This window comes from Streptomyces sp. YJ-C3 (assembly GCF_053891275.1).
This window is the reverse complement of sequence record NZ_CM132685.1, coordinates 3331130-3355894: the sequence shown is the minus strand read 5'-3', so window position 1 is coordinate 3355894 and position 24765 is coordinate 3331130. Positions and strand designations below refer to the sequence as shown.

25 protein-coding genes and 1 pseudogene are annotated in these 24765 nt (G+C 71.5%); 6 read left to right on the top strand and 20 right to left on the bottom strand.

Features of this window, described 5'->3' with window-relative positions; genetic code table 11:
- The 3 genes from ACVHNB_RS14650 to ACVHNB_RS14640 are packed head-to-tail and all read left to right on the top strand — an operon-like array spanning position 1 to position 3513.
- Complete coding sequence (locus tag ACVHNB_RS14650) at positions 1-1539, top strand: sugar ABC transporter ATP-binding protein (RefSeq protein WP_428950738.1); 1539 nt, start codon at positions 1-3, stop codon at positions 1537-1539.
- Complete coding sequence (locus tag ACVHNB_RS14645) at positions 1532-2494, top strand: ABC transporter permease (RefSeq protein ID WP_428950739.1); 963 nt, start codon at positions 1532-1534, stop codon at positions 2492-2494. Before ACVHNB_RS14650 ends, ACVHNB_RS14645 begins: the two co-directional genes overlap by 8 nt.
- A 2-nt stretch (positions 2495-2496) precedes the next feature.
- Entirely contained in the window at positions 2497-3513 is a 1017-nt protein-coding gene (locus tag ACVHNB_RS14640; RefSeq protein WP_428950740.1) for an ABC transporter permease, read from the top strand.
- Here ACVHNB_RS14640 and ACVHNB_RS14635 read toward each other — a convergent pair.
- Positions 3443-4903 (bottom strand): MFS transporter, encoded by a 1461-nt coding sequence (locus ACVHNB_RS14635; RefSeq protein ID WP_456228281.1) that lies wholly within the window; start codon positions 4901-4903, stop codon positions 3443-3445. The two genes, ACVHNB_RS14640 and ACVHNB_RS14635, sit on opposite strands and share 71 nt — an antisense overlap.
- Positions 4900-6102, bottom strand: a complete 1203-nt coding sequence (locus tag ACVHNB_RS14630; protein WP_428950742.1) for a M20 metallopeptidase family protein — start codon at positions 6100-6102, stop codon at positions 4900-4902. The genes ACVHNB_RS14635 and ACVHNB_RS14630 overlap by 4 nt, the downstream gene beginning before the upstream one ends.
- Positions 6103-6213: 111 nt before the next feature.
- Between ACVHNB_RS14630 and ACVHNB_RS14625 the strand changes: the two genes are divergently transcribed.
- On the top strand, positions 6214-7254 hold the full coding sequence (locus ACVHNB_RS14625; RefSeq protein ID WP_428950743.1) for an Lrp/AsnC family transcriptional regulator: 1041 nt from the start codon (positions 6214-6216) through the stop codon (positions 7252-7254).
- A gap of 64 nt (positions 7255-7318) precedes the next feature.
- Here ACVHNB_RS14625 and glgC read toward each other — a convergent pair whose 3' ends face one another.
- Positions 7319-8536 carry a glucose-1-phosphate adenylyltransferase gene (glgC, locus tag ACVHNB_RS14620; RefSeq protein ID WP_428950744.1) on the bottom strand — a complete coding sequence of 406 codons (1218 nt, stop codon included), beginning with the start codon at positions 8534-8536 and terminating at the stop codon, positions 7319-7321.
- 26 nt (positions 8537-8562) lie between these two features.
- The gene (gene glgA / locus ACVHNB_RS14615) at positions 8563-9720 is read right to left on the bottom strand and encodes a glycogen synthase (protein ID WP_428957458.1); all 1158 of its coding nucleotides are present in this window, start codon (positions 9718-9720) and stop codon (positions 8563-8565) included.
- 285 nt (positions 9721-10005) lie between these two features.
- Here glgA and ACVHNB_RS14610 point away from each other — a divergent pair, with 285 nt between their 5' ends.
- Positions 10006-10965, top strand: coding sequence for a DMT family transporter (locus ACVHNB_RS14610; RefSeq protein WP_428950745.1), 960 nt, complete (start codon positions 10006-10008; stop codon positions 10963-10965).
- On the opposite strand, the gene ACVHNB_RS14605 is transcribed toward ACVHNB_RS14610, so the two are convergent.
- A complete protein-coding gene (locus ACVHNB_RS14605) occupies positions 10955-12127 on the bottom strand; it encodes a transglycosylase family protein (protein ID WP_456228280.1) in 1173 nt (390 codons plus the stop codon). The genes ACVHNB_RS14610 and ACVHNB_RS14605 overlap by 11 nt on opposite strands.
- A gap of 100 nt (positions 12128-12227) precedes the next feature.
- The gene (locus ACVHNB_RS14600; protein ID WP_428950747.1) at positions 12228-13199 is read right to left on the bottom strand and encodes an acetylxylan esterase; all 972 of its coding nucleotides are present in this window, start codon (positions 13197-13199) and stop codon (positions 12228-12230) included.
- Between the two features lie 121 nt (positions 13200-13320).
- Here ACVHNB_RS14600 and gndA point away from each other — a divergent pair, with 121 nt between their 5' ends.
- Entirely contained in the window at positions 13321-14760 is a 1440-nt protein-coding gene (gene gndA / locus ACVHNB_RS14595; RefSeq protein ID WP_456228279.1) for an NADP-dependent phosphogluconate dehydrogenase, read from the top strand.
- Between the two features lie 316 nt (positions 14761-15076).
- On the opposite strand, the gene ACVHNB_RS14590 is transcribed toward gndA, so the two are convergent.
- The 14 genes and pseudogenes from ACVHNB_RS14590 to ACVHNB_RS14525 all read right to left on the bottom strand — a co-directional run bounded on the left by ACVHNB_RS14590 (position 15077) and on the right by ACVHNB_RS14525 (position 24765).
- Positions 15077-15520 (bottom strand): nitroreductase family deazaflavin-dependent oxidoreductase, encoded by a 444-nt coding sequence (locus ACVHNB_RS14590; RefSeq protein ID WP_428950749.1) that lies wholly within the window; start codon positions 15518-15520, stop codon positions 15077-15079.
- Positions 15521-15563: 43 nt separating this feature from the next.
- The gene (locus tag ACVHNB_RS14585; RefSeq protein ID WP_456228278.1) at positions 15564-16214 is read right to left on the bottom strand and encodes an aspartate/glutamate racemase family protein; all 651 of its coding nucleotides are present in this window, start codon (positions 16212-16214) and stop codon (positions 15564-15566) included.
- A gap of 31 nt (positions 16215-16245) precedes the next feature.
- A complete protein-coding gene (locus ACVHNB_RS14580; RefSeq protein ID WP_428950751.1) occupies positions 16246-16599 on the bottom strand; it encodes a GNAT family N-acetyltransferase in 354 nt (117 codons plus the stop codon).
- A gap of 28 nt (positions 16600-16627) precedes the next feature.
- Complete coding sequence (gene panD / locus ACVHNB_RS14575) at positions 16628-17050, bottom strand: aspartate 1-decarboxylase (RefSeq protein WP_428950752.1); 423 nt, start codon at positions 17048-17050, stop codon at positions 16628-16630.
- 421 nt (positions 17051-17471) lie between these two features.
- Complete coding sequence (locus ACVHNB_RS14570; RefSeq protein WP_456228277.1) at positions 17472-17642, bottom strand: DUF5958 family protein; 171 nt, start codon at positions 17640-17642, stop codon at positions 17472-17474.
- Between the two features lie 78 nt (positions 17643-17720).
- On the bottom strand, positions 17721-18236 hold the full coding sequence (locus ACVHNB_RS14565) for an SRPBCC family protein (RefSeq protein ID WP_456228276.1): 516 nt from the start codon (positions 18234-18236) through the stop codon (positions 17721-17723).
- Positions 18237-18258: 22 nt separating this feature from the next.
- Positions 18259-18729 (bottom strand): 4'-phosphopantetheinyl transferase family protein, encoded by a 471-nt coding sequence (locus ACVHNB_RS14560; RefSeq protein ID WP_456228888.1) that lies wholly within the window; start codon positions 18727-18729, stop codon positions 18259-18261.
- A 21-nt stretch (positions 18730-18750) separates the two neighbouring features.
- Positions 18751-18879, bottom strand: a pseudogene (locus tag ACVHNB_RS14555) (phosphopantetheinyl transferase); the annotation flags it as partial.
- Between the two features lie 143 nt (positions 18880-19022).
- Positions 19023-20795, bottom strand: a complete 1773-nt coding sequence (locus ACVHNB_RS14550; protein WP_456228887.1) for an acetyl/propionyl/methylcrotonyl-CoA carboxylase subunit alpha — start codon at positions 20793-20795, stop codon at positions 19023-19025.
- 262 nt (positions 20796-21057) lie between these two features.
- Entirely contained in the window at positions 21058-21291 is a 234-nt protein-coding gene (locus ACVHNB_RS14545) for an acyl-CoA carboxylase epsilon subunit (RefSeq protein WP_428950756.1), read from the bottom strand.
- A 16-nt stretch (positions 21292-21307) separates the two neighbouring features.
- The gene (locus tag ACVHNB_RS14540) at positions 21308-22852 is read right to left on the bottom strand and encodes an acyl-CoA carboxylase subunit beta (RefSeq protein ID WP_428950757.1); all 1545 of its coding nucleotides are present in this window, start codon (positions 22850-22852) and stop codon (positions 21308-21310) included.
- 20 nt (positions 22853-22872) lie between these two features.
- Positions 22873-23877 carry an ACP S-malonyltransferase gene (locus ACVHNB_RS14535; protein WP_428950758.1) on the bottom strand — a complete coding sequence of 335 codons (1005 nt, stop codon included), beginning with the start codon at positions 23875-23877 and terminating at the stop codon, positions 22873-22875.
- 1 nt (position 23878) lies between these two features.
- The gene (locus ACVHNB_RS14530; protein WP_428950760.1) at positions 23879-24364 is read right to left on the bottom strand and encodes a 3-hydroxyacyl-ACP dehydratase FabZ family protein; all 486 of its coding nucleotides are present in this window, start codon (positions 24362-24364) and stop codon (positions 23879-23881) included.
- Entirely contained in the window at positions 24361-24765 is a 405-nt protein-coding gene (locus ACVHNB_RS14525) for a 3-hydroxyacyl-ACP dehydratase FabZ family protein (RefSeq protein WP_428950761.1), read from the bottom strand. The genes ACVHNB_RS14530 and ACVHNB_RS14525 overlap by 4 nt, the downstream gene beginning before the upstream one ends.

Sequence of the window (24765 nt, the reverse complement as noted above, 5' to 3'; positions counted from 1 at the left end):
ATGCTGTCAGCAAAGAATCTCAGCAAGACGTTCCCCGGCGTGCGCGCTCTCGACGGTGTCGACTTCACCGCGCGCGCCGGGGAGGTGCACGCCCTCATCGGGGAGAACGGGGCGGGCAAGTCGACGCTCATCAAGGTTCTCACCGGTGTGTACCAGCCCGACCCGGCCGCCGACGCCGAGGGCGGCACGCTCTCGTACGACGGCCGCGAGGTCGCCTTCGGCACGCCGCTGGAGGCACAGCACGCGGGGATCTCCACCATCTACCAGGAGGTCAACCTCGTCCCCCTGATGAGCGTGGCCCGCAATCTGTTCCTGGGCCGCGAACCGCGCGGGAAGCTGGGTCTGATCGACTTCCGGCGCATGCACCGGGAGGCGGACGCGGCCCTGCGCGATCTGGGCGTGCGCGTGGACGTGCAGCGTCCGCTGCGCGAACTCGGCGTCGGCGCCCAGCAGATGGTGGCGCTGGCCCGCGCGGTCTCGGTCGACGCGAAGGTCGTCATCATGGACGAGCCGACGTCGTCGCTGGAGCCGCGGGAGGTGCGCACGCTCTTCGGGGTGATCCGTATGCTGCGCGAGCGCGGCATCGCCGTCGTCTACGTCAGCCACCGCCTCGACGAGCTGTACGAGGTGTGCGACGCGGTCACCGTGCTGCGTGACGGCAAGGTGGTGCACACCGGCGAGCTGGCCGACCTGGACCGGCTGCGCCTGGTGTCGCTGATGCTGGGCCGCGACATCGGCGACGTGCGGGACGAGGGCCTCACCAAGTTCTCCGGTGAGCACGACACGGCAGCCGAACCCGTTCTGCGAGCACAGGGCCTGACGGCTCGTCACCAGTTGCACGACGTCTCGCTCGACGTACGTCCCGGCGAGGTCGTCGGTCTCGGCGGGCTCCTCGGGTCGGGGCGCAGCGAGACCGCGAAGGCGATCGCCGGCGCACTGCCCACGGACAGCGGCCGGGTCATGGTGGCCGGCGTCCCGGTGCGTACGGGATCCACGCCCGCCGCGATCCGGGCCGGCATCAGCCTGCTGCCGGAGGACCGCAAGGCGGAGGGGATCGTGCCGGGCCTGTCGGTGCGGGAGAACATCGCGCTCGCGGCGCTTCCGGGGCTGTCCCGCTTCGGTCTCGTCGACGAGGCGCGCATCGACCGCATCGTCGACACGTTCGTGCAGCGGCTGCGCATCAAGTCCGCCGGACCGCACCAGAAGGTCGGGGAACTGTCCGGCGGGAACCAGCAGAAGGTTCTGCTCGCGCGCTGGCTGGCGATGAACCCGAAGGTGCTGCTGCTGGACGAGCCGACGCGCGGTATCGACGTCGGCGCGAAGGCCGAAGTGCAGAAGCTGATCGACGAGTTGGCGGACGACGGCCTCGGCGTCCTGCTGATCTCCTCCGACATGGAGGAGCTGATCGAGGGCTCGGACCGGGTCGTCGTCCTCAAGGACGGCGCCGTGGTCGCGGAGCTCACCGGTGACGCGGTCACGGAGGACCGACTGATGCGTGCCATCGCCGCAACTCCCGCTGGGGGGAAGTCCGTTGACTGACCTGTCACTGGGCAGGGCCGGCCTCGACCGGGACCGGCTGCTGCGCCTGCTCCAGGACTACGGCGTCTATGCGGGCGTCGCCGTCCTGCTGCTGGCGAACATCGCCTTCACCCCGCACTTCCTGTCCGCGGAGAACTTCCGCACCCAGGCCGTGCAGGTGGCGCCCGTCCTCATCGTGGCCCTCGGCATGGCCCTGGCCATCGGCACCGAGGGCGTCGACCTCTCGGTCGGCTCGGTGATGGCGCTCGCCACCTCCCTGATCTCCCTCTATCTCGGCTACGGGGCGTGGATCGCGCTGGTCGCGGCGCTCTTCGGCGGGATCCTGATCGGCGTCGCGAACGGTGCCCTCATCGCGTTCATCGGGGTCCAGCCGATCGTCGCCACGCTGGCGCTGATGGTCGCGGGCCGCGGGCTCGCGCTCGTCCTGCTGCCCCAGCTCAAGGACGTCCGCGACCCGGGTCTGCGGGCGCTCGGCACCGGTGACGTGCTCGGCATCCCGTACCTGGTGCTCATCGCGGCGGCCCTCGCGCTGCTCGTCGCCTTCGTGGTGCGGCGCACCACGTTCGGCCGCCAGCTCCTGGCGATCGGCGACAGCCGCCCGGCGGCGCAGCTCGCCGGACTGCCGGTGCGCCGGGTCCTGATCCTCGTCTATGTGATCTCGGGGGCGCTGGCCGCGACGGCGGGCGTGCTGGCCACCGCCCGGCTCACCGCGAGCGACCCGACCTCGCTCGGCAATCTGATGGAACTCTCCGCGATCACCGCGGTCGTGGTCGGCGGCACCCCGCTCACCGGCGGCCGGGTGCGCATCGGCGGCACCGTCGCGGGCGCCGTCCTCATCCAGCTGCTGACGGCCACGCTCATCAAGCACGACCTGCCGCCGTCGTGGACGCAGATCGCCCAGGCCGTGGTGATCGTGCTCGCCGTCTACGCGGCCAGGGAACGGGGGAAGCGATGACGATGACTGACGTCGAAGCGGTACAGCCGGCCGGGGCCGCGCAGGAGGAACCCCTCGGCGCGACACGCGCCGAGCGGCTGAGCGCGCTCGCCCAGCAGCACGGCGCGCTGGTCACGCTGGTGATCGCGGTGATCGCCGCGTCCCTCTCCTTCGACACGTTCCTGACCGGCGACAACCTGGAGAACATGGCGCTGTCGTCCGCGTTCCTCGCGGTCGTGGCGCTCGGGATGACGTTCGTGATCGTGACGGGCGGCATCGACCTGTCGGTCGGTTCGCTGTTCGCGCTCGGCGGGGTGCTCGCGGCCTGGGGCTCGCAGTACGGGACGGTGGTGGCGCTGTTGCTGCCGCTGGCCGTGTGCGGTCTGATCGGGCTGGTCAACGGGCTGCTGATCGCGCGCTCGCGGCTCGCCCCCTTCATCGTGACGCTGGCGGCGATGCTCGGCGCGCGCGGCATCCTGCTCGCGATCACCGACGAGGGCTCGAAGACGTATCTCGTCGACAAGTCCACGTTCTTCGCCTCGCTGGGCCAGGACAAGCTGTTCGGCATCGGCATCCCCGTGTGGATCACGCTGGCGCTGTTCGTGCTCGGCGCGGTGGTGCTGCGGCGCACCCGCTTCGGGCAGTACGTGTACGCGGTCGGCGGCAACGAGGACGCGGCGGCCCTGATGGGCGCGCCGGTGGCCCGCACGAAGATCGGTGTCTACACGCTGTCCGGTCTGTGCGCGGGCCTGGCCGGTGCGCTGAACGCGGCCTGGCTGGTGTCGGGCGTGACGATCCTCGGCTCCGGCATGGAACTGGAGGCGATCTCGGCGGTCGTCATCGGCGGCACGCTGCTGACGGGTGGCTTCGGGTTCATCAGCGGTTCGCTGGTGGGCGTGCTGCTCCTCAAGGTCATCCAGAACGTGATCAACCAGATCGGTTCGCTGGACTCCGCGTACCAGCAGGTGGTCAGCGGGGCGTTCCTGGCGGTCGTGGTGATCGCGCAGACGTGGCTGGGACGGCGGCGCCGGGTGCTGTGAGGCCCGGCTCCCCGCGGTGGGCGAGGAGCTGGAGTCCGACGGCGAGGACGCAGGCGAGTCCTCCCCCGGCCCAGATCGTCAGGTAGGCGGTCAGGGTCGGGGTGTCCGTCGTGCCGACCACCAGGGAGCCGAGCGCGACGGCGAAGGCGGCGCCGCCGACGCTGCCGCCGAGTGTCTTGAGGTTGTTGTAGACGGCGGTGGCGCTGGCCGTGCGGTCGGCGGCGCTGCCCTCCACGATGACGGTCGGCAGTCCGCCGAGCGCGAGGCCGCAGCCGAGGCCGACCAGGGCGTTGGCGGCGGCGAACGGGGCCAGGCCCGAGTGCAGCGCGATCACCGCGGCGTATCCGACGGCGAGCGCCGTGAAGGCTCCCAGGAGCAGCCGGCGGTAGCCGATGCGGGTGGCCAGGGCGGCGCACAGGGCGGACCCGGCGAACGCCGTGATGTTCGGGATGACGCCGTAGAGGCTGATCTGCCATGCGGCGAGGCCGAACCCGTACCCCTCCTCCCCCGGGGAGGCCGCCATGAAGCTGACCGCGACGGTCTGGCCGCCCAGCATCACGGCGCCGAGCACGAATCCGGACGCGTAGTACGGCGCGCTTCTCCTGCGGGCCAGGGCGCGGACGTCCACCAGGGCGTCCGGGCGGGCGAGTTGGAGCCTGGCCCAGACGGTCAGCAGGAGCCCGGCGAGCAGCAGTCCGCCGAGCGTGGGCGCCGAGGTCCAGCCCCGGGCGGGGCCACGCGACACCGTGCCGAGCAGGGTGACGAGGGCGAGGGCCAGCAGGGCCGCGCCCGGCCAGTCCATCCGGCCGCTGGCGCGGGTGCGGGACTCGGGGATCGCGGTGAACGACAGGGCGACGCAGCCGACGGCGAGCGCGGCGAGCGCGAAGAGGGTCGGGCGCAGTTCCCCGAGGAGGGCGAGCAGCGGTCCGGCGAGCGCGTGTCCGAGCACGGTGCCCAGGGTCAGGGCGCCGACCAGCAGTCCCACGGCCCGGCGTCCGCCGTCGATGTCGAGCCGGTCCCGGACGAGCCCGATCTCCAGCGGGAGCAGTGCGGCGAGGGGTCCCATCAGGGCGCGGCCCAGGAGCAGCACCGCGAGGTTCGGGGCGCAGGCGACGAGGAGCGTGCCGAGCGCGATCGCCCCGAGCGCGGCGCGGATCATGCGCCGGTGTCCGTACAGATCGCCGAGGCGGCCGAGGGCGGGCACGCTGATCGCGGCGGCCAGGTACTGAGCGGTGGTGAACCACTGTGCCTGGCCGGTGCTGATGCCCTGCCAGTCCTGGACCTCGGGGACCAGGGGCACGGCTGCGCCCTGGAGGAAGCCGCTGACCAGCTCGAAGGCGATCAGCAGCCCGACGACGGCCCGGACCTTCGGTGCGGCGGGTCCGCTCATGCGGCGGCTCCCCGCGCCAGGCGCCGCTCGGCGAGGGCGGTGAGCAGGGCGGCCTGGCGGTGCAGCACCGCGTCGTCGAAGACGGCTTGCGGGGAGTGGTTCATCGGCGCGTTCGCGAGGTCGGCGCCGTCGGGCGCGGCGCCGACGAGCAGCATCGCGCCGGGCACGCGCTGGAGGACGAACGCGAAGTCCTCGGAGCCGTTGGCCGGGTTCGGTGCCTCCCAGACGGCGCCGGGCTCGAACAGGTCGCGGGCGGTGTCGAGGGCGAAGGCGGTCTCGGCGGCCTCGTTGACGGTGACCGGGTACATCACGTCGTACGTCACCTCCGCGTCGACGCCGTGCGCCGCGGCGATGCCGCGCACCAGGCGGGGCAGCCCCTCGATGAGCCGCTCGTGCGCGGCCTCGGAGTAACTGCGCACGGTGGCCCGGAACTCGGCGGTCTCCGGGATGACGTTCTGCTGGGTGCCCGCGTGGAACTGGCCGACGGTGACGACGGCCGGGTCGAAGATGTCGAAGCGGCGGGTCACCCAGGTCTGGATGGCGGTGACGATCTCGCAGGCGACGGGGACGGGGTCCTTGGCACTGTGCGGGGTGGAGCCGTGGCCGCCCTGGCCGCGGACGGTGACGGTGAGCACGTCGGAGGCGGAGGTGACGGTCCCGGGCCGGGAGGCGATCCAGCCGCCGGGCAACTGGTTCGCGGCGACGTGCAGGGCGTACGCGGCGTCGAGCGGCTTGCCCGCGGCGTCGAGGACGCCCTCGTCGATCATGGCGCCCGCGCCGTTGTGGCCCTCCTCGCCGGGCTGGAACATGAACACGACGTCGCCGTGGAGGTCCGCGCGGCGCTCGGCGAGCAGGGTGGCCGCGCCGACGAGCCCGGCCGTGTGCAGGTCGTGGCCGCAGGCGTGCATCGCACCCGGCACCTCGGAGGCGTAGGACACTCCGCTCTTCTCGGTGACGGGCAGCGCGTCCATGTCGGCGCGCAGGAGGACCGCGCCGCCGGGCCGGCCGCCGCGCAGGACCGCCGTGACGGAGCTGAGGTCCTTGCCGAGGGACACCTCCAGGGGCAGACCGTCGAGGGCGGTGAGGATCTTCTCCTGGGTGCGGGGCAGGTCGAGGCCGAGCTCGGGTGCACGGTGCAGGGCGCGGCGCAGCTCGACGAGTCCGGGCTGGAGTTCCGCGGCGCGTTCGGTGATCGACATGCGGGAGATGCCTCCTGGTACGGTCCGGCGGGACGACGGGAATGGCGTTCAGGGTGCGGCCCTGCCGCATGAACGGGTCGTGAATCGCAGGGAAAACGCAGGAGTGGTGCGGTGGCGCAGGAATTCGGCGGCGTGCTCGACGGCCTGGATCAGGCGCTCGTGCACGCCCTGCAGATCGCGCCGCGGGCCGGGTGGGCCCGGATCGGCGCGGCGATCGGGGTGGATCCGGTGACGGTGGCCCGCCGCTGGAGCCGGCTGACGGAGGCGGGGGCCGCCTGGGTCAGCTGCCATCCGGCGCCGGTCGTCGCCGAGTCCGGCCAGGGGTGTCTGGCGTTCGTCGAGGTCGACTGCGCGAACGGGCGGCTGTCCGAGGTCGCCCGGGCGCTCGTGGCGGAATCGCACGTCGTGGCCGTCGAGCACGTCAGTGGCGGACGCGACCTGCTGCTGACCGTGTTCGCGCCGCGCCTGTCGGCGCTCACCCACTGGGTGACGCACCGGCTCGGCTCGCTGGCGGGCATCGTCGCCACCCGCACCCATCTGGCGAGCACCGTCTACACGGAGGGCAGCCGGTGGCGGCTGCGCGCGCTCGACTCCGCGCAGCTCGCCCGGCTCACCGGGACGGCCCCGGCCCGCGCGGACGCCCCGGTCTTCGAACTGACCGATCTCGACCACGCGTTGCTGGCCGAACTGTCCGTGGACGGCCGGGCGGGTCACCGCGCCCTGGCCGAGCGGTGCGGGGCGGGTCCGGACACGGTGCGCCGCCGGGTGAACCGGCTGTTCGCCGCGGGCATGGCGCAGACCCGCTGCGAGGTGGCCAGGCCGCTGTCCGAGTGGCCGGTGTCGCTGATCCTGTGGGGCCGGGCGGCGCCGGGCGATCTGCGGGCGGTCGCCGAGCAGGTCACGGGGGCGCGGGAGGTGCGGCTGTGCGCGGGGGTGATCGGCCGCCACAACCTCAAGGTGATCGCCTGGGTCCGCTCGCTCGACGACGCACAGCGGTTCGAGGTGCGGCTCGCCGAGCGGGTGCCCGCTCTGACCGTGGTCGACCGGGCGGTGGCCCTGTGGCCGATGAAGCTGAACGGCCATCTGCTGGACGAGCGCGGCTACCGCCTCGGCGCGGTGCCGATCGACGTCAGGGGTGTCGGCCCGGCCTGAGCGGGTTCCGCGCGGCGCCGTCGCGCCGGCACCCGAAGGGCCGGGCCGGGGTGGTGCGCGCGGCTCAGCGCACCGCCTGCCCCTTGCCCAGGGCGATCACGCCGCCCTTCGACACGGTGTAGAGCTCCGCGTCCCGGACCGGGTTGACGCCGATCGTCGCGCCGGCCGGGACCTCCACGTTCTTGTCGAGGACGGCGCCGCGCACCACCGCTCCCCTGCCGATCCGCACGTTGTCGTGCAGCACCGAGCCCTGGACGACCGCGCCGTCGGCGATCGTGACGCCCGGCGAGAGGACGGAACCGGTGACCTGCCCGCGGATGACGCAGCCCGGGCTGACGATCGACTCGCTCGCGATGCCGGCCGCGCAGAACTTGGCGGGCGGCAGCTGGCCGGAGTGCGTGTAGATCGGCCAGCGCCGGTTGTCCAGATTGAACATCGGTTCGTCCGAGATGAGGTCCATGTGGGCCTCGTAGTACGAGTCGAGGGTGCCGACGTCGCGCCAGTAGCCGTGGTCGCGCTCGGTCTCGCCGGGGACGTGGTTGCTGTCGAAGTCGTAGACCTGGGCGACTCCGCGCTCCGTGAGCATCGGCAGGATCGACCCCCCCATGTCGTGCACCGAGTTGTCGTCCTCGGCATCCTGCAGCAACGCGTCGACGAGGGTCTTCGTCGTGAAGAGGTAGTTGCCCATCGAGGCGAAGACCTCGTTCGGGCTCCCGGGCAGCGGCGGCGGGTCCGACGGCTTCTCCAGGAACGCGTCGATGCGCGTGCCGTCGCGGGCCGGCGTGATGACGCCGAAGGACGGAGCCTGGGAGCGCGGCACCCGGATGCCCGCGACGGTGACGCCCGCGCCGGACTCGATGTGCTGCGCGAGCATCTGCCGCGGGTCCATCCGGTACACGTGGTCGGCGCCGAACACCGCGATGAAGTCCGGCTGTTCGTCGTGGACGAGGTTGAGGGACTGCAGGATCGCGTCGGCGCTGCCCGAGTACCAGCGGGGCCCGAGGCGCTGCTGCGCCGGGACGGGCGTGACGTAGTTGCCGAGCAGGCTCGACATCCGCCATGTCGTGGTGACGTGCCGGTCCAGGGAGTGCGACTTGTACTGCGTGAGCACGCAGATGCGCAGGATGTCACCGTTCACCAGGTTCGACAGGGCGAAGTCGACGAGGCGGTAGGTACCGCCGAACGTCACCGCGGGCTTCGCCCGGTCCGCGGTCAGCGGCATCAGCCGCTTTCCCTCTCCTCCCGCCAGTACGATCCCGAGCACCGAAGGCCCACCGCGCATGCCAGCCCCCTTCACGTCACAGCGCCTCAGGCGCCGTTGAGGATCTCCCTGTACAAGTCGACCGTGCGCCGGGCGACCGCGTCCCAGCCGAACTCCGCCGCGGCCCGCTCCCGTCCGGCCTCGCCCATCCGGCGCGCCGCGCCGGGGTCGCCGACCACCTCGTTCAGCGCGTGCGCGAGGCCGGCCTCGAAGGCCGCCGGGTCCGCCTCCGCGTACGGGACCAGCAGGCCGCTCTCGCCGTGCGCCACCACCTCGGGGATGCCGCCGACCCGGGACGCGACGACCGCGGTCCCGCACGCCATCGCCTCCAGGTTCACGATGCCGAGCGGCTCGTACACGCTGGGGCAGACGAACACCGTCGCGTGCGTGAGGAGTTGGACGACCTCGGCGCGCGGCAGCATGGACGGGATCCAGCACACCCCGTCGCGGGTCTCCTTCAACTCCGCCACCAGTTCGCGGAATTCACGCCCGATCTCCGGGGTGTCCGGCGCCCCGGCGCAGAGCACCAGCTGCACGCCCTTGGCGAGGTCGCGGGCGGCACGCAGCAGGTGAGGCACGCCCTTCTGCCGCGTGATGCGTCCGACGAAGATCACGTACGGGCGCTCCGGGTCGATCCCGAAGCGGCGCAGCACGTCCGTGCCGGGGTCGGCGCGGTACAGGGACACGTCGATGCCGTTGTGCACGACGCGCACGCGCTTGGGCTCCAGCGCCGGGTAGCAGGCGAGGATGTCGTCCCGCATCGCCCGGGACACCGCGATCACGCCGTCCGCCGCCTCGATCGCCGTGCGTTCCGCCCAGGCCGACAGAGCGTAACCGCCACCGAGCTGCTCGGCCTTCCAGGGGCGCAGCGGCTCCAGGGAGTGTGCGGTCATCACGTGCGGAACGCCGAGGTGGAGGGCGGCGAGGTGGCCCGCGAGGTTCGTGTACCAGGTGTGGGAGTGGACGAGGTCGCGGCCTTCGAGGGCGGCGGCCATGGACAGGTCCACGGAGAGGGTGCGCAGCGCGTCGTTCGCCCCGTCGAGCGCCGGCCAGGCGCGGTGCCGGCGGACACCTTCGCCCGCGCCCTCGCCCCAGGTGTGCACGTCGAGGTCGACGAGCGGACGTAACTCCCTTGCCAGGAACTCGACATGGACTCCAGCGCCGCCGTAGACATCCGGCGGATACTCCCGGGTCAGCAGTCCCACTCGCACGCACGGCCCCCGTCGTCGGTCGTCCCACTCGATCAGGTCGGTTGTGCTCGCCTCGCGTCTCATGGTCACCCATGGAGGCCCGGCGCGGAAGAGTGCGAACGGTGTGAGGCCCTCCGCGGTCCCGGTGCACCCGCCCTGGGGATGACTCACGAGGCGGCGTACTCCATCGGCAGTAGGACCCAATGACTGCTCAGGTCGGACGACAAGAACGCTCGGGAGAGAGATCGTGGAGGGTATGAGAACCGATCGAGCGCCGCGCCGCACCGCAGGGGGCACCAGATGAGTGCCCTGGCGCTGTCCGTGCTGCTCTCCCTCGTCTCGGCGGTCGCCTACGCGGGCGGGGCGATCGTGCAGGAGCGGGTCGCCGAGACGACGCCGGACTCGGCGTACGCCCCGCTGCGCAGGCCCGCGTGGTGGGGTGCCGGGTGTCTGAACGGCCTGGGCGCACTGCTGCACGTCGTGGCCCTCGCCTACGGCCCGCTGAGCCTGGTGCAGCCGCTGGGCGCCCTGACGATCGTGCTGGCGCTGCCGATGGCGGCGCTGCTGGTGCGCCGCCGGGCCGGGGCCACCGCCTGGCGCGGGGCGATCATGGCGACGGTCGGGCTCGCGGGCCTGCTGGCGCTGACCGGCACGGCCTCCGAGGACTCGCTGACCGGGGCGGAGCGCCTGCTGGTCGGTCTGATCACGGCCGGTGGCGTGCTGGTGCTGATGATGTCGGCCCGCGCCGCGCACCGGCACCCGGTGGTGCGCGCGGTGCTCCTCGCGATCGCGGCGGGCAGCGCGTTCGGCATGGCGTCGGTGTTCACGAAGTCGGTGGCCGTCGACTGGTCGGGCCGGCCCCTGGAGCAGCTCACCACCCTGCTGGCGATCGCGGCCCTGGCCACCACGGGCATGCTGCTGTCGCAGGCCTCCTACCGGGGCGCCGGCCTCGCTGCGCCGCTGGCCACCGCGACGGTCGTGAACCCGGTGGTGGCGGCCGCCGTCGGCCTCACCCTGTTCGGCGAGACGTTCCGGCACGGCACGATCGGCACGGTCCTGGCGCTGGGCTGCGGTGTCGTGGCCGCGGGCGGCCTGATCCTGCTGACGACCGAGCGCATCGGCCGGGACCGCGCCGCCCACGTGGTCGCCGGTCACCCGACGCCGCAGGTCCCGGACAGTCCGGCCGGTCTCGAGGCCATGCCGCCGCGGCAGCCGAAGCCGCCGTCCGACGAGCCGGCGGTCGGGAACGTCAGATCCTGACGCCGTGGGCCCGCAGATAGGCGAGCGGGTCGATGTCGCTGCCGAAGCCGGGCCCCGTCCGCACCTCGAAGTGCAGATGCGGGCCCGTGCTGTTGCCGGTGGACCCGGAGCGGGCGATCCGCTGGCCCTCCACCACCCGCTGCCCGTTCTTCACGGAGAGTGCCGACAGGTGTCCGTACTGGCTGTACTTGCCGTCGGCGTGCCGGATCACCACTTCGTAGCCGTACGATCCGCCCCAGCCGGCCGAGACGACCTGACCGGCGGCGATCGCCTTGATGGAGGTGCCGGTGGCCACCGCGAAGTCCACGCCCGTGTGGTAGCCCTTCGACCAGGAGGAGCCGGCCGCGTGGTACGGGGTGCCGAGGGGCGCGTCGACGGGCGCGACGGCACCGCGCGAGGCGGCCCTGGTCGTCGCGGTCTTCTTGGCCTCGGTCTTCTTCGGTGCTGTCTTCCTGGGCTGTGATTTCTGGGGCTGCTGCGTCGTGGTCTTCCTGGATCCGGCCGTCTTCGTGGCGTCCGCCGTCTTCGTGGCCCCGCTCGTCCTCGTCGACGCTCCGGGCATCGAGAGCCGCTGGCCGGGAATGATCAGGTCCGGGTCGGCGCCGATGGTCTTGCGGTTGGCCGAATACAGCCGCTCCCAGCCCCCGGGCACCTTGCGCGCGTCCGCGATGCCGGAGAGCGTGTCGCCGCCGATCACCGTGTACGACTCGCCGCGGCCGGCGGTCGACTGCGGGGTCACCTCGGGCCTGACGTCCTTGACCGTGCGGACCGGGGGGCGCTCGGGCGTACGGCCGAGCCCGGCCCGCTGCGAGCACACCGGCCAGGCGCCCGGCCCCTGCCCCTTCAGGACCTTCTCCGCGACCGCGACCTGCTGGTCCTTGGTGGCCAGGTCGGCGCGCGGCGCGTAGGCCGTGCCGCCGTACGCGGCCCAGGTGGAGCGGGTGAACTGCAGACCGCCGTAGTAGCCGTTGCCGGTGTTGACGCTCCAGTTCCCGGAGGACTCGCACGCGGCGACCTTGTTCCAGGTGTGCACGTCGGCGGCCTGCGCCGTGCCCGCGCCGATGAGCGGGATCGCCATGCCCGCGCCACCGACGGTGACCGTCAGCGACGCCCGGTTGACCCGGCTCGGCTGGTACCGGCGGTGCCGGCCGCGTAACGCCATGGAAGCCCCCTCTGAAACCTGTACAGGCACACGTAGGAGCGGCAAATTAGCCGCTCCCACGCAGTGATGACAAGAGTGCCGAGGGTCACCCTGACTGCTTTCAGTCCCTCAAGTGGCCGGGAATCCACCGTAGTTGGACGGCCTGCTGGAAGGGTCCGCCGCCCTCGTGGTCGTTGAAGGCGTACACCTCCATGGAGCGCTCGGCGCCCGCCCAGTGGTTGTGCGCCGCGAACACCGTCGAGGGCGGGCAGGTCAGGTCCTCCAGGGCCACGGAGAACAGGCCGGGCGCGGTGGCACGGGCCGCGAAGTTCATGCCGTCGAAGTACGAGAGCGTACGGAAGACGCGCTCGTCCTCGCCGATGTGCGCCTTGAGGTAGATCGCGATCTCGCGGTACGGGTGACGCTCGGTGAGCGTGGTCGCGCGGCCGAAGTGGCACAGGAACGGGACGTCCGGCGCGGCCGCCTTCAGGTCCGGTACGAGACCGGCCACGGCGATCGTGATGCCGCCGCCCTGGCTCCCGCCGGTCACGGCGACGCGGGAGGCGTCGACGAGCGGGTGCGAGCGGGCCGCCTCCACGGCGCGCACACCGTCCGTGTAGACGCGCCGGTAGTAGTAGTCGTGCGGGTCCTGGATACCGCGCGTCATGAAGCCGGAGACCGCCGGCCCGCTGCCGACGGGGTCCGGGGTGTCACCGACGGTGCCGCCACTGCCCTGGCCGCGGGTGTCCATCACGAAGTGCGCGAACCCGGCGGCGGCCCACCTGAGGTGGGTGTGCGGCAGGCCCCGGCCGCCGCTGTAGCCGATGTACTCGACCACGGCCGGTATCGGCTCCGTGGTGCCCGCGGGGAGGATCAGCCAGCCCTTCACAGGATGCCCGCCGAAGCCCGCGTACGTAACGTCGAATACGTCGACCGCGGTGAGCGGGACGTCGACCGGCTCGAAACGCGCGTCGAGGTCGTGCTCCCTGGCCTCGGCCAGGGTCTTCTCCCAGAAGACGTCGAAGTCGTCGGGTGCCGTCAACACGGGCTTGTAGGAACGCAGTTCGTCGAGCGGCAGGTCGAAATGAGGCACGCACGGCTCCAGCATCGTAGAGAGTTCGAGAGGGGTTCCACGTGGGGGAAGGCCCACGCTACGCCTCGGCACGCGCCAACTGAACAAGATCTTCCAACTTCCCAATCCAGGAGCGACAGGCATGAGCAGTACAGCTCAGATCGGTGTCACCGGGCTCGCCGTCATGGGGCGCAACCTCGCCCGCAACTTCGCGCGGAACGGCTACACGGTCGCCCTCCACAACCGCACGGCGTCGCGCACGCACGCGCTGGTGGAGGAGTTCGGCGAGGAGGGCATCTTCGTGCCGACCGAGACCGCCGAGGAGTTCGTGGCCGCCCTCGAACGGCCGCGACGGCTCGTGATCATGGTGAAGGCGGGCGATCCGACGGACGCGGTGATCAAGGAGTTCGCGCCGCTCCTGGAGCCCGGCGACATGATCGTCGACGGCGGCAACGCGCACTTCGCCGACACCCGTCGCCGTGAGAAGGAGCTGCGCGAGCAGGGCATCCACTTCGTCGGCACCGGTGTCTCCGGCGGCGAGGAGGGCGCCCTGCACGGACCGAGCATCATGCCCGGCGGCAGCGTGGAGTCGTACGAGTCGCTCGGCCCGATGCTGGAGAAGATCTCCGCGAAGGCGAAGGACGGCGCCCCGTGCGTGACGCACGTGGGCCCCGACGGCGCCGGGCACTTCGTGAAGATGGTGCACAACGGCATCGAGTACGCCGACATGCAACTCATCGGCGAGGCCTATCAGTTGCTGCGCGATGTCGCCGGGTACTCCCCCGCGCAGATCGCGGACATCTTCCGTACGTGGAACACGGGCCGCCTCGACTCCTACCTGATCGAGATCACGGCGGAGGTGCTGTCCCACGTGGACGAGGCCACCGGAAAGCCGTTCGTCGACGTGGTGCAGGACCAGGCGGAGCAGAAGGGCACCGGCCGCTGGACGGTGCAGATCGCGCTCGACCTGGGCGTGCCGGTGTCCGGCATCGCGGAGGCGGTGTTCGCCCGCTCGCTGTCCGGGCACGCGGAACTGCGCGACGCCTCCCAGGGGTTGGCGGGCCCGACGGCGAAGCCGCTGAGCGAGGCGGAGGCCGCGGCCTTCGCGGACCGGGTCGAGCAGGCGCTGTACGCGTCGAAGATCGTGTCGTACACGCAGGGCTTCCACGAGATCGCCGCGGGTAGCGAGACCTACGACTGGGACATCGACTCCGGCGCGGTGGCCCGCATCTGGCGCGGCGGCTGCATCATCCGGGCCGCCTTCCTGGACCGGATCACCGCCGCGTACGAGGCCGAGCCCGGCCTGGTCTCGCTCCTGTCCGACAAGGGCTTCGCCGACGAGATCGCGGCGGCCCAGGACGACTGGCGTGCCGTCCTGGTCGCCGCGACCACCCAGGGCGTGCCCACACCGGGCTTCGCCGCCGCGCTCGCGTACTACGACGCGCTGCGGGCCGCGCGTCTGCCGGCCGCGCTCACGCAGGGCCAGCGGGACTTCTTCGGCGCGCACACCTACCGCAGGGTCGACCGCGAGGGCTCGTTCCACACGCTGTGGGGCGGGGACCGCTCGGAGGTCGACGCCTAGGCGTCACACGGGTGACGGCTCGGGCTCCGGCGGCGTCGGGTCCGGGTCCGGCGTCGGGCCCGGCGGCACCGGGGACGGCGGAGGCGCCGGCACGGGGCCGGGCCCGGGCCCCGGTGCCGGGAACGGGTCGGGCTGCGGCGTCGGGTTCGGGTCCGGGACATCGGGTCCGGGGCCCGGCACCGGGGTGGGGCTCGGTGGGACGGGGTCGGGGAACGGGTGGGTCATGGTCGTGCCTCCAGAGGTTCGGAGGGGTCCTTTCCACCTTCTCCCCAGTCGCGTGCCCACGCCCGCCGGGTCCACTCCTGCGGCCCGGACGTCACCCGTCCGTGCGGGTCAGGCGCACCACCGGGATGTCCCGGCTGGTCTTCTTCTGGTAATCGGCGTACTGCGGGAACAGCTCGACCAGGGAGTCCCAGACCCGGGCCTTCTCCTCGGACGGGAGCGTCTCGGCCCGGGCGGCGAACCGCTCGGTGCCGACCCGCAGCCGGACCTCCGGATTGGCCTGAATGTTGAGCAGCCACAGCGGGTGGTCGTCGGCGCCGCCCTTGGAGGCCACGATCAGGTAGTCGTCGCCGTCCCGGCCGTAGATCAGGACGGTGCGCCGCCACTGACCTGAACGGCGGCCCTGGTAGTCGAGCAGCAGACAGGGGACGCCCTGGATGGTGGTGCCCTTGGTGCCGCCGGACTCCTCGTACGTACGGGCCTGGTCCGCGACCCAACCGGTGGGGCTGATGACGACGTCCGTGTCGCGCTCCGCCATGGTGACTCCTCCTCGCTCGGTCCTGCTCGGCAACTCCCCCAAGCTAAGCCGTTCCGGGGGCCGCGCATTCCGAGGCGCCGGCTTCCAGACCGGTACGCGGACTCGAAAGGACCGGCAGCGTCGTGCGGACCCGGTTCGCGGCGTCGGCGAGGGAGGGCTGCGCGAGGACGATCGCGTCCGCGTCGGTGACGGCGTCGACGGCCGCCGCGACCAGGTCGAGATACCCCTCGCGGTCACCCGCCTCGAACCGTTCCCAGGCCCCTGGCACCAGTACCGCGCGCACCTCGACCGCGCGGCCGGCCCGCGCGGCCTCCTCCTCGACCAGGGCGGTGCTCGGGCCGAGGGTGCTGGACACGGTGGCGATGACGACGACGCGCTCCCCCGCGGCGACGGCGCGCGCCGCCATCGGGCGGTCCCCGCGCAGCACCGGCACGCCGACCGCGGCGGACTGCGCCTCCGCGACACCGCTGATGGTGGAGCAGGTGCACACCACGGCGTCGGCGCCGTCGGCCACCGCCGCCGACAGGAGCGCACGGATGTCGTCGGCCACGGCGTCGGGTCCCTCGGCCCGGGCCCGCGCCAGCAGGTCCTCGTGGACGAGGTGCCGCAGCGCGAGTCCGGGGTGGTGCGCGTCGCGCAGTCCGTCGTACGTGGGGACGTGCACCGGTGAGGTGTGCAGGAGTGCCAGCGTCATGATCGGCACCCTATGCAGCGGTCCGTTCCGGTCACCACTTGCCCGGGTCGGCGGCCAGTGCCGCCTTGGCGGCCTCCAGCAGCCCGGCGGGGGCGGCGGGCGCCTCGCCGGGGTGCCGCTCGGCCCACTCGACGACGAACGAGCAGAGCGGCGCGACCGCCAGGGTCTCGCGGGCGGCCGTCGCGTACAGCTCGCGGGCCAGCGAGCCCGCGATGCCCTTCCCCTCGTGCGCCGGCTCCACGATGGTGTGCACGGGCACCAGGGCGCGCTCCGGCTCCTCCAGCACGAAGTACTGGATGTAGCCGACGATCTCCCCGCCGGCGCCGCCCGCACGGGCCAGGAGGAGGCCCTGTTCGCGGTCGTCCTGGATCTCGATGTCGCTCATGGCTCTCCTCGCGTGGCAGGGCTCCGGGTCAGCCCGCGGGGACCGCCTGGGGGCTGCGCAGGGTGTCGCCGCCGGGGGCCGGTTCGGAGGGGTCCGCTCCGAGCGCCACGATGCGGTTGTCCCGGTCCACGTGCACGACCTTGGGCCGCAGGGACCGCGCCTCGGCGTCGTCGACCTGAGCGTAGCTGATGATGATCACCAGGTCGCCCGGGTGCACGAGGTGGGCGGCCGCCCCGTTGATCCCGATGACTCCGGAGCCGCGCTCGCCCTCGATGACATAGGTCTCCAGGCGGGCGCCGTTGTCGATGTCGACGATGTGCACGAGCTCGCCGGGCAGCAGGTCGGCGGCGTCGAGCAGGTCCGCGTCGATGGTGACCGAGCCGACGTAGTGCAGGTCGGCCTGGGTGACGGTGGCACGGTGGATCTTGGACTTGAACATAGTTCGCAGCATCGAGCTACTCCCGGACTGAGGCTCCCTGCCTGCGTTTTTGCAGGTCAAGGGCTGTAACCACAGCCTACAACGAGTCGCATGTCCGGGAGGGATTCCTCAGGTTTTTCCGGACTGGTGCTGACCGATTGCCGACTTTCCTGACGACTCACCACCTGACCGGGAGCCGCGCCCCAACCCCGTCCCGTCCCCTGTCCGCACCGCAAGCACCCCCGCAGCATCAGCATCGAGCCCCCCAGCCCACGACGCCTTCCCGACCTTCCGGTCGGCGCACTCACCGAGACGCACGCCATCCGCACGACCTGGACCCACGAGCGCAATGATCGGCTCCGACGCCGACGACACGGGCGCGTGAGCACTGGCCTCAGCCCGTCTTGCCGCGGATCGAGCCCAGAGGCCGAGAACAGCGGTGGGAGATCTGTCATCACCTGCCGGCGACGGGCGGGGTGTGCCACCAGTGACCGCATCCACCGGCACGGAAGAAGTCGCGGCGCCGTTCGTCCGCGGCCGCCAGTACCGCGACCAGTAGCCGGAACGCCTCGTCGGCAGAGGTGAGGCCGGCGTTCTTCCCCAGTTGCTGGTCGATCGGCCGCAAGTGATCAGAACCGTTGTCTCGCTGAGCATCTCGGACATGCCGACAGCGCCAGTGCGCGAAGAGCGTCGCCCGTTGGCGCTACGCTTCCGCCTCGGTTCGTACCCCGGCCAACGTTCCGTCGATGGCCGTCCGCAGCATGGCGAAGCGGCCGTCGAGGATCTGTTCCTCCCGCTCTGGATTGCGCTCGATCACCGCGTGGAGGGGGCCGGGCGTCGTGCCAAGCTTCATGCCGTGCTTCAAGCGGGTGCCAGAGCCGTCCTCGGTCGGTTCGATGTGGTATGTCCAGACTGATAGAGGTTCGCCGTTGTCGTGGCGGGCGTCGTAGTAGACGACTTCCCATTGGAAGGTGCGTTCGGGCTCAATCGTGACGATGCGGCTGACCGTCTGCCACTCTCCGAGCCCGCCGTTGCGGTTGCGTCCGACGAAGCAGGCTCCTACAGCGGGCTTGTCGGCGCCATCGAGCCACTGGACCTCCTGTAGTTCAGGGCTGTGCCGGACAGATGTGGCGATGTCTGACACCAGGTCCCAGACTTTCCAGGCGGGAGCGGCGATCTCGATCGTGCTCTCCACCTGCGGGCCGTCCGCGAGACGCATGGGTTCATCCTCCGTGGGTTTGTCAGTTCAGCGTTGATGTTGGCAGGGCGGGTTCCGGGAGCGCGGGGCCGTCTCCGGTGATCGTGTCGATCGCCGCAGCAGTTGCGATCGTTTCGCAGGTGACGCCCCACTTGCCGCTGATCTCGACAACCGGGCCGGGGCGAAGAAGATCCGCCCTGAAGCCACCCTTGCGGCCATCCTCGGAATCGGGCCACAGCGACACCTCAGCCTGCAGGAAGTCGAGTTCACTGCGGGCGAGGGGATACCAGGCCTTGAAGACTGTCTCTTTCGCGGAGAACAGCACACGTCCCCAGTGCACGCTCGGCCAGCGGCCCGCGAGTTCTCTGAGCTGCTCCGCCTCACGGTTGCCGACCACCAGCTCTCTTACGTAAGGGGGAAGTTCTGCGTGGGGTTCGGCATCTATGCCGACTGAAACCAGTCCGTGATCCACTCGCGCGACGGCGGCCGCCTGGTATCCATTGCAGTGGGTCATGGCCCCGACGATCCCCGGCGGCCACTCGGGGGCCCCGCGTGGCCCGGGGAGCAGGGGAACCTGTGGCTCGCCAAGGCTTCTCAGCGCGCGCCGTGCGCACTCCCGGACAGCGGTGAACTCCTGCCGGCGTTTGGCTCCGGCCGCTGCCATGAGCCTTGCTTCTTCCGGGAACAGCGCACCCGGCGAGTCCCACAGCCCGGTGCCGAACGATTCCACGGCTGCCACGTGCGGGGGGAGCAGGGAGGCGAGCAGTCCGCGGCCGTCAGCAGTGGGGGCGTCGGCCGCCGCGTTGTTCACTCCTTGATCTCGCAGATCGCGGCGCCCGAGGTGAGGGAGGCGCCGATCTCGGCGGACAGACCCTTGACGGTGCCCGACTTGTGGGCGTTGAGGGGCTGTTCCATCTTCATGGCCTCCAGGACGACGATCAGGTCGCCCTCCTTGGCCTCCTGGCCCTCCTCGACGGCCACCTTGACGATGGTGCCCTGCATCGGGGAGGCGAGGGTGTCACCGGAGGCGGCCGGGCCGGACTTCTTGGCCGCGCGCCGCTTCGGCTTCGCGCCGGCCGCCAGACCGGTGCGGGCCAGCGACATGCCGAGCGACGACGGGAGGGAGACCTCCAGGCGCTTGCCGCCGACCTCGACCACGATCGTCTCGCGGTCGCCGTCCTCGTCCTCGGCGTCCGCGCCCGCCGGGGCGAACGGCGGGATGTCGTTGACGAACTCGGTCTCGATCCACCGGGTGAAGATGGTGAACGGGTCCTGCGAGCCGGTCAGTTCGGGCGCGAACGCCGGGTCGACCACGACCTTGCGGTGGAACGGGATGGCGGTGGCCATGCCCTCGACCTCGAACTCGGCCAGCGCGCGGGCGGCCCGCTGCAGGGCCTCCTTGCGGGTGCGGCCGGTCACGATCAGCTTGGCCAGCAGCGAGTCCCAGGCCGGGCCGATCACCGAGCCGGACTCGACGCCCGCATCCAGGCGGACACCCGGGCCGGCCGGGCCCTCGAACCTGGTGACGGTGCCCGGCGCGGGCAGGAAGTTGCGCCCCGGGTCCTCACCGTTGATGCGGAACTCGAAGGAGTGACCGCGCAGTTCGGGGTCGCCGTAGCCGAGCTCCTCGCCGTCGGCGATCCGGAACATCTCGCGCACCAGGTCGATGCCCGCGACCTCCTCGGTCACCGGGTGCTCGACCTGCAGACGGGTGTTGACCTCCAGGAAGGAGATCGTGCCGTCCGCGCCGACCAGGAACTCCACGGTGCCCGCGCCGACATAGCCGGCCTCCTTCAGGATCGCCTTCGAGGAGGAGTACAGCTCCTCCAGCTGGGCGTCCGAGAGGAACGGGGCCGGCGCCTCCTCCACCAGCTTCTGGTGGCGGCGCTGCAGCGAGCAGTCACGGGTGGACACGACCACCACATTGCCGTGGCTGTCGGCCAGGCACTGGGTCTCCACGTGCCGCGGCTTGTCCAGGTAACGCTCCACGAAGCACTCACCGCGGCCGAACGCGGCCACCGCCTCGCGCACCGCGGAGTCGTACAGCTCCGGCACCTCCTCGAGCGTGCGGGCGACCTTCAGGCCGCGGCCGCCGCCGCCGAAGGCGGCCTTGATCGCGATCGGCAGGCCGTGCTCCTCGGCGAACGCCACCACCTCGTCCGCACCCGAGACCGGGTCCGGGGTGCCGGCGACCAGCGGGGCACCGGCGCGCTGCGCGATGTGCCGGGCGGCGACCTTGTCGCCCAGGTCCCGGATGGCGTGCGGCGGCGGGCCGATCCAGATCAGCTCCGCGTCCAGCACCGCCTGGGCGAACTCCGCGTTCTCCGACAGGAATCCGTAGCCCGGGTGGATCGCGTCCGCGCCGGAGTCCTTCGCCGCCTGCAGCACCTTCTGGATGTCCAGGTAGCTGGTCGCGGGGGTGTCACCACCCAGCGCGAAGGCCTCGTCGGCCGCGCGGACATGCAGAGCGTCCCGGTCCGGTTCGGCGTAGACGGCAACGCTCGCGAACCCGGCGTCCCGGCACGCCCGGGCCACGCGGACAGCGATTTCGCCACGGTTGGCGATGAGCACCTTGCGCATGCCGTTCATTCGGCTTTCTCTCCCTTGCTGCGCGTCGCGGTCCCGTCGGTGCGGGGTCTCGGCGCGCTCGCCGCTTCGCCGGTTACCGCGCGGCTTGTCGGTTCCGGTACGGGTGGGGTGGTGGCCTCAGTCGTTGCCTCGGTAGATGTGAAGCTCATCGCTTCGTTCCTCCTCCCCGGCCAGTAGCGGGGGTGCGGGGTACGGTTCGTCGGCGGTCCGCGTCGTACTGGTCCTGGTCGCGGTCCTGTCGTGGGTGGCCACGTCACATTCCTCGACGCCAGCTGCCGGGGAAGCGGTAGGTGGCGTGTCGCTCCGGCCGGTCCCAGCGAGGGGTGTCCTGGGGGGCGTGCGACGGCGTGTCGGCCGTGGTCTCCGCGGCGGCGGCCCGCGTGAGGAGCAGCACGGTGAGTGCGGCGAGCTCGATGTCGGTGGCGTGGCCGCGTTCGATGCGGACCAGGGGGGCCGCCGCGGCAGCGGATGGGATTGCGGTGGTCACGGTGTCGCTTCGCTTTCTACTGGGGCGGGTTGCCGTGTTTGCGGGACGGCAGGTCTGCGTGTTTGGTGCGCAGCATCGCCAGGGACTTGATGAGGACCTCGCGGGTGGCGGCGGGGTCGATGACGTCGTCGACCAGGCCGCGCTCGGCCGCGTAGTAGGGGTGCATCAGTTCAGCCTTGTACTCCTTGACCATGCGGGTGCGTTCGGTCTCGGGGTCGTCGGCTGCGGCGATCTGTCGGCGGAAGATGACGTTGGCGGCACCTTCGGCGCCCATCACGGCGATCTCGTTGGTGGGCCAGGCATACGACAGGTCGGCGCCGACGGACCGGGAGTCCATGACGATGTAGGCGCCGCCGTAGGCCTTGCGCAGGATCAGCTGGATGCGCGGGACGGTGGCGTTGCAGTAGGCGTAGAGCAGTTTGGCGCCGTGGCGGATGATGCCGCCGTGCTCTTGGTCGACTCCGGGCAGGAAGCCGGGGACGTCGAGCAGCGTCACGATGGGAATGTTGAAGGCATCGCACATCTGGACGAATCGGGCGGCCTTTTCGGAGGCGTTGATGTCGAGCACGCCGGCGAGGGATCGGGGCTGGTTGGCGACGATGCCGACGGTCCGGCCGTCGAGTCGGGCGAGGGCGACCAGCACGTTGGTGGCCCAGCGCTCGTGGATCTCCAGGCAGTCGCCGTCGTCGACGACCGATTCGAGCACGGCGCGCATGTCGTAGGGGCGGTTGCCGTCTGCGGGGACGATGTCGAGGAGGTCGTCGCAGCGCCGGTCGGCGGGGTCGTCGGCGTCGAGGGCCGGCGGGTTCTCGCGGTTGTTTCGCGGCAGGAGCGACAGGAGGTAGCGCACTTCGGCGAGGCAGGTCTCCTCGTCGTCGTAGGCGAAGTGCGCGACGCCCGAGGTCTCGGCGTGCACGTCGGCGCCGCCCAGACCGTTCTGGGTGATCTCCTCGCCGGTGACGGCCTTCACGACATCCGGTCCGGTGATGAACATCTGGGATGTGTCGCGGACCATGAAGACGAAGTCGGTCAGGGCCGGGGAGTAGGCGGCGCCGCCGGCGCAGGGGCCGAGCATGACGCTGATCTGCGGGATGACGCCGGATGCCTGGGTGTTGCGCTGGAAGATTCCGCCGTAGCCGGCGAGCGCTGTGACACCTTCTTGGATACGAGCGCCGGCGCCGTCGTTGAGGGAGACCAGGGGGGCTCCGGCCGCGATGGCCATGTCCATTGTTTTGTGGATCTTTTCGGCGTGGGCTTCGCCCAGTGCTCCGCCGAAGATCCGGAAGTCGTGCGCGTAGAGAAAGACAGTGCGGCCGTCCACAGTGCCCCAGCCGGTGACCACACCGTCGGTGTGCGGCTTCTTGGCCTCCAGGCCGAAGCCGGTTGCCCGGTGCCGGCGCAGAGGCTCGATCTCGTTGAACGATCCCTCGTCGAGCAGCAGGTCGATCCGTTCCCTGACGGTCAGCTTTCCTTTGGCGCGCTGGCGTTCGGTGGCGCGGGGATCCGCGCCTTCGGCGATGACCTGCTTGAGAGCCATCAGTTCCTCGACGGCGCTGTGCATTTGGTCTTCCTCCGTCGTGCTCATCGGGCACCCGCCGGTTCGGGCGCGTGAAGGTCCGCATCGGCCTCGGCGAGTACGCGGTCGATGTCGTCGGGGCCGGCCAGCGCGATGGCCCGTGCTTCGGGCCTGGCTCGCGCAAGGAGCCGGGTGAGCGGTCCGGCCGGGGCCAGCTCGATGTGAAGTGCGTCCGGGGCCAGACGGGCGATCGTGTGCCCGCACAGATCCCAGCGGACCGGTGAGACGAGCTGTGTGATCAGCCGGCGGCGCAGTTCGTCGGAGTTCGCGACAAGGGCGCCGTCGCCGTTGCCGAGGAGGTCGGAGGCGGGTTGGACGAAGTCGGCCTCGTTCACGGCGCGGTCGAAGGCCTCGACCGCGGGCGTCATGGCCTCGGTGTGGAAGGCTCCGGCGACGTTCAGGGGCGCCACGCGGGTGCCCGTGGGAGGTGCGTCGGCCAGCGCTGCGATCAGGTTCGCCGGGCCTGCGGCCACGAACTGGTGACTGCCGTTGAAGTTGGCGATGGTGACGCCCATGGCTTCCACGGCTGCCACGAGTTCGTCATCGCCGGCCCCTGCCCGCTTGGACGGCATGACCGCAGCCATGCCGGTCGGCGTGGCCCGGCACGCCTGTGACATCACCGCGCCCCGCACTCTGGCCAGGGAGACGGCCTCTGCCGCGCCGAGATGCCCGGCCCCCGCGGCCGCGGACAGTTCGCCGACCGAGTGTCCGGCGTACAGGATCGTGTCGGGGAACGCCGGAAGCCTGCTGCGCAGCAGTTGGTGGGCGAGCACGGACACGGCGACGATCAGCGGCTGGGCGTAGGCCGTGTCGGCGAGGAGGGCCTCGTCGTCGCCGGCGCGCAGCAGGTCGAAGCCGGCCGCGCGGGACCAGGAGTCGATCTGTTCCCAAGCGCCGGGCACGGCCTCCAGCCAGGGGTGGAGCATTCCCGGTCGCTGGACTCCCTGTCCGGGGGCGGTGACGACGTAGCGGTAGCCCATGTAACTCTCCTTCTCCTGCCATGCGGGCATGTCAGCTCCGCTCGGATGCGTCGGCGAGTGAGCCGGCCGGGCGCAGCAGGGTGATGGCGCGGTCCACCTCGAGGACGACGCGGCCATCGCCGGTGCGGGCCACGCCACTGAACGTGGCGGTCTCCTCGTCCCGGTCCGTCAGCGTGACGGTGTGCTCCAGGAGCTCACCCGCGTGCACTGCTCCCTTGACTCGCACCCCGCGTGCGGAGCCGAAGATCAGCAGTTGCTTCTCGTCGCCTGCGGACTCCACGAGGAGGAGGAGTCCACAGGCCTGCAGGAAGGACTCCAGGGTGAGGCTGGCGGGCAGGGCGGCCGGCCGGGTGCGGCCGATGTGCAGGTCGAGCTCGTGATAGGTCACGGCCTTCACGGCCGTGAGCGTGCCCGGCCGGTGCTCGACGATCCGGTCGATGTGCAGCGCGGGGTAGCCGTAGGGCAGCAGGTCCCCGGGATCGGGGTAGGCGGTGATCGGATCGGGTGCGGTCGTCATGTCCTGCACCTCCATCTGGCCGTGATGCGGGCGCAGCGCTGCCCGTCGATGCTGCAGGTGGTGTGGGTGAGCAGGTCGGTGCGGTCGCCGGTGATGTCGGTGTCCAGCTCGACCACGTCGCCGGCCAGCGCCGGGCGGCTGAAGCGGACAGAGCGCAGCTCTGTCAGGTCGACCCCGCCCAGAGCGCCGTCGAGGTGCAGTTCGAGCATCTGCTGCAGGCTCTCGACGAGGAAGACGCCGGGATACACGGTCAGTTCGGGGAAGTGACCGGACAGGTACGGGTCGTCGGGGACGACTTTCTTGCGGCCGATGAACCCGTTGGGGGTCGGCCGGATGTCGTCCACCGCGGGCAGCGGCAGTCGGCGGCCCGCGTCGACCAGTGGATACGTGTGGGCTGCCAT

What these genes read in the sequence shown, in the direction of transcription:
- ACVHNB_RS14650 (WP_428950738.1), top strand. Translation starts at nt 1, where the DNA reads ATGCTGTCAGCAAAGAATCTCAGCAAGACGTTCCCCGGCGTGCGCGCT.
- ACVHNB_RS14640 (WP_428950740.1), top strand. Translation starts at nt 2,497, where the DNA reads ATGACTGACGTCGAAGCGGTACAGCCGGCCGGGGCCGCGCAGGAGGAA.
- ACVHNB_RS14635 (WP_456228281.1), bottom strand. Translation starts at nt 4,903, where the DNA reads ATGAGCGGACCCGCCGCACCGAAGGTCCGGGCCGTCGTCGGGCTGCTG.
- ACVHNB_RS14630 (WP_428950742.1), bottom strand. Translation starts at nt 6,102, where the DNA reads ATGTCGATCACCGAACGCGCCGCGGAACTCCAGCCCGGACTCGTCGAG.
- glgC (WP_428950744.1), bottom strand. Translation starts at nt 8,536, where the DNA reads ATGCGCGGTGGGCCTTCGGTGCTCGGGATCGTACTGGCGGGAGGAGAG.
- ACVHNB_RS14610 (WP_428950745.1), top strand. Translation starts at nt 10,006, where the DNA reads ATGAGTGCCCTGGCGCTGTCCGTGCTGCTCTCCCTCGTCTCGGCGGTC.
- ACVHNB_RS14605 (WP_456228280.1), bottom strand. Translation starts at nt 12,127, where the DNA reads ATGGCGTTACGCGGCCGGCACCGCCGGTACCAGCCGAGCCGGGTCAAC.
- gndA (WP_456228279.1), top strand. Translation starts at nt 13,321, where the DNA reads ATGAGCAGTACAGCTCAGATCGGTGTCACCGGGCTCGCCGTCATGGGG.
- ACVHNB_RS14590 (WP_428950749.1), bottom strand. Translation starts at nt 15,520, where the DNA reads ATGGCGGAGCGCGACACGGACGTCGTCATCAGCCCCACCGGTTGGGTC.
- ACVHNB_RS14585 (WP_456228278.1), bottom strand. Translation starts at nt 16,214, where the DNA reads ATGACGCTGGCACTCCTGCACACCTCACCGGTGCACGTCCCCACGTAC.
- ACVHNB_RS14580 (WP_428950751.1), bottom strand. Translation starts at nt 16,599, where the DNA reads ATGAGCGACATCGAGATCCAGGACGACCGCGAACAGGGCCTCCTCCTG.
- panD (WP_428950752.1), bottom strand. Translation starts at nt 17,050, where the DNA reads ATGCTGCGAACTATGTTCAAGTCCAAGATCCACCGTGCCACCGTCACC.
- ACVHNB_RS14565 (WP_456228276.1), bottom strand. Translation starts at nt 18,236, where the DNA reads ATGCGTCTCGCGGACGGCCCGCAGGTGGAGAGCACGATCGAGATCGCC.
- ACVHNB_RS14560 (WP_456228888.1), bottom strand. Translation starts at nt 18,729, where the DNA reads ATGACCCACTGCAATGGATACCAGGCGGCCGCCGTCGCGCGAGTGGAT.
- ACVHNB_RS14550 (WP_456228887.1), bottom strand. Translation starts at nt 20,795, where the DNA reads ATGCGCAAGGTGCTCATCGCCAACCGTGGCGAAATCGCTGTCCGCGTG.
- ACVHNB_RS14540 (WP_428950757.1), bottom strand. Translation starts at nt 22,852, where the DNA reads ATGCACAGCGCCGTCGAGGAACTGATGGCTCTCAAGCAGGTCATCGCC.
- ACVHNB_RS14535 (WP_428950758.1), bottom strand. Translation starts at nt 23,877, where the DNA reads ATGCCCGCATGGCAGGAGAAGGAGAGTTACATGGGCTACCGCTACGTC.
- ACVHNB_RS14530 (WP_428950760.1), bottom strand. Translation starts at nt 24,364, where the DNA reads ATGACGACCGCACCCGATCCGATCACCGCCTACCCCGATCCCGGGGAC.
- ACVHNB_RS14525 (WP_428950761.1), bottom strand. Translation starts at nt 24,765, where the DNA reads ATGGCAGCCCACACGTATCCACTGGTCGACGCGGGCCGCCGACTGCCG.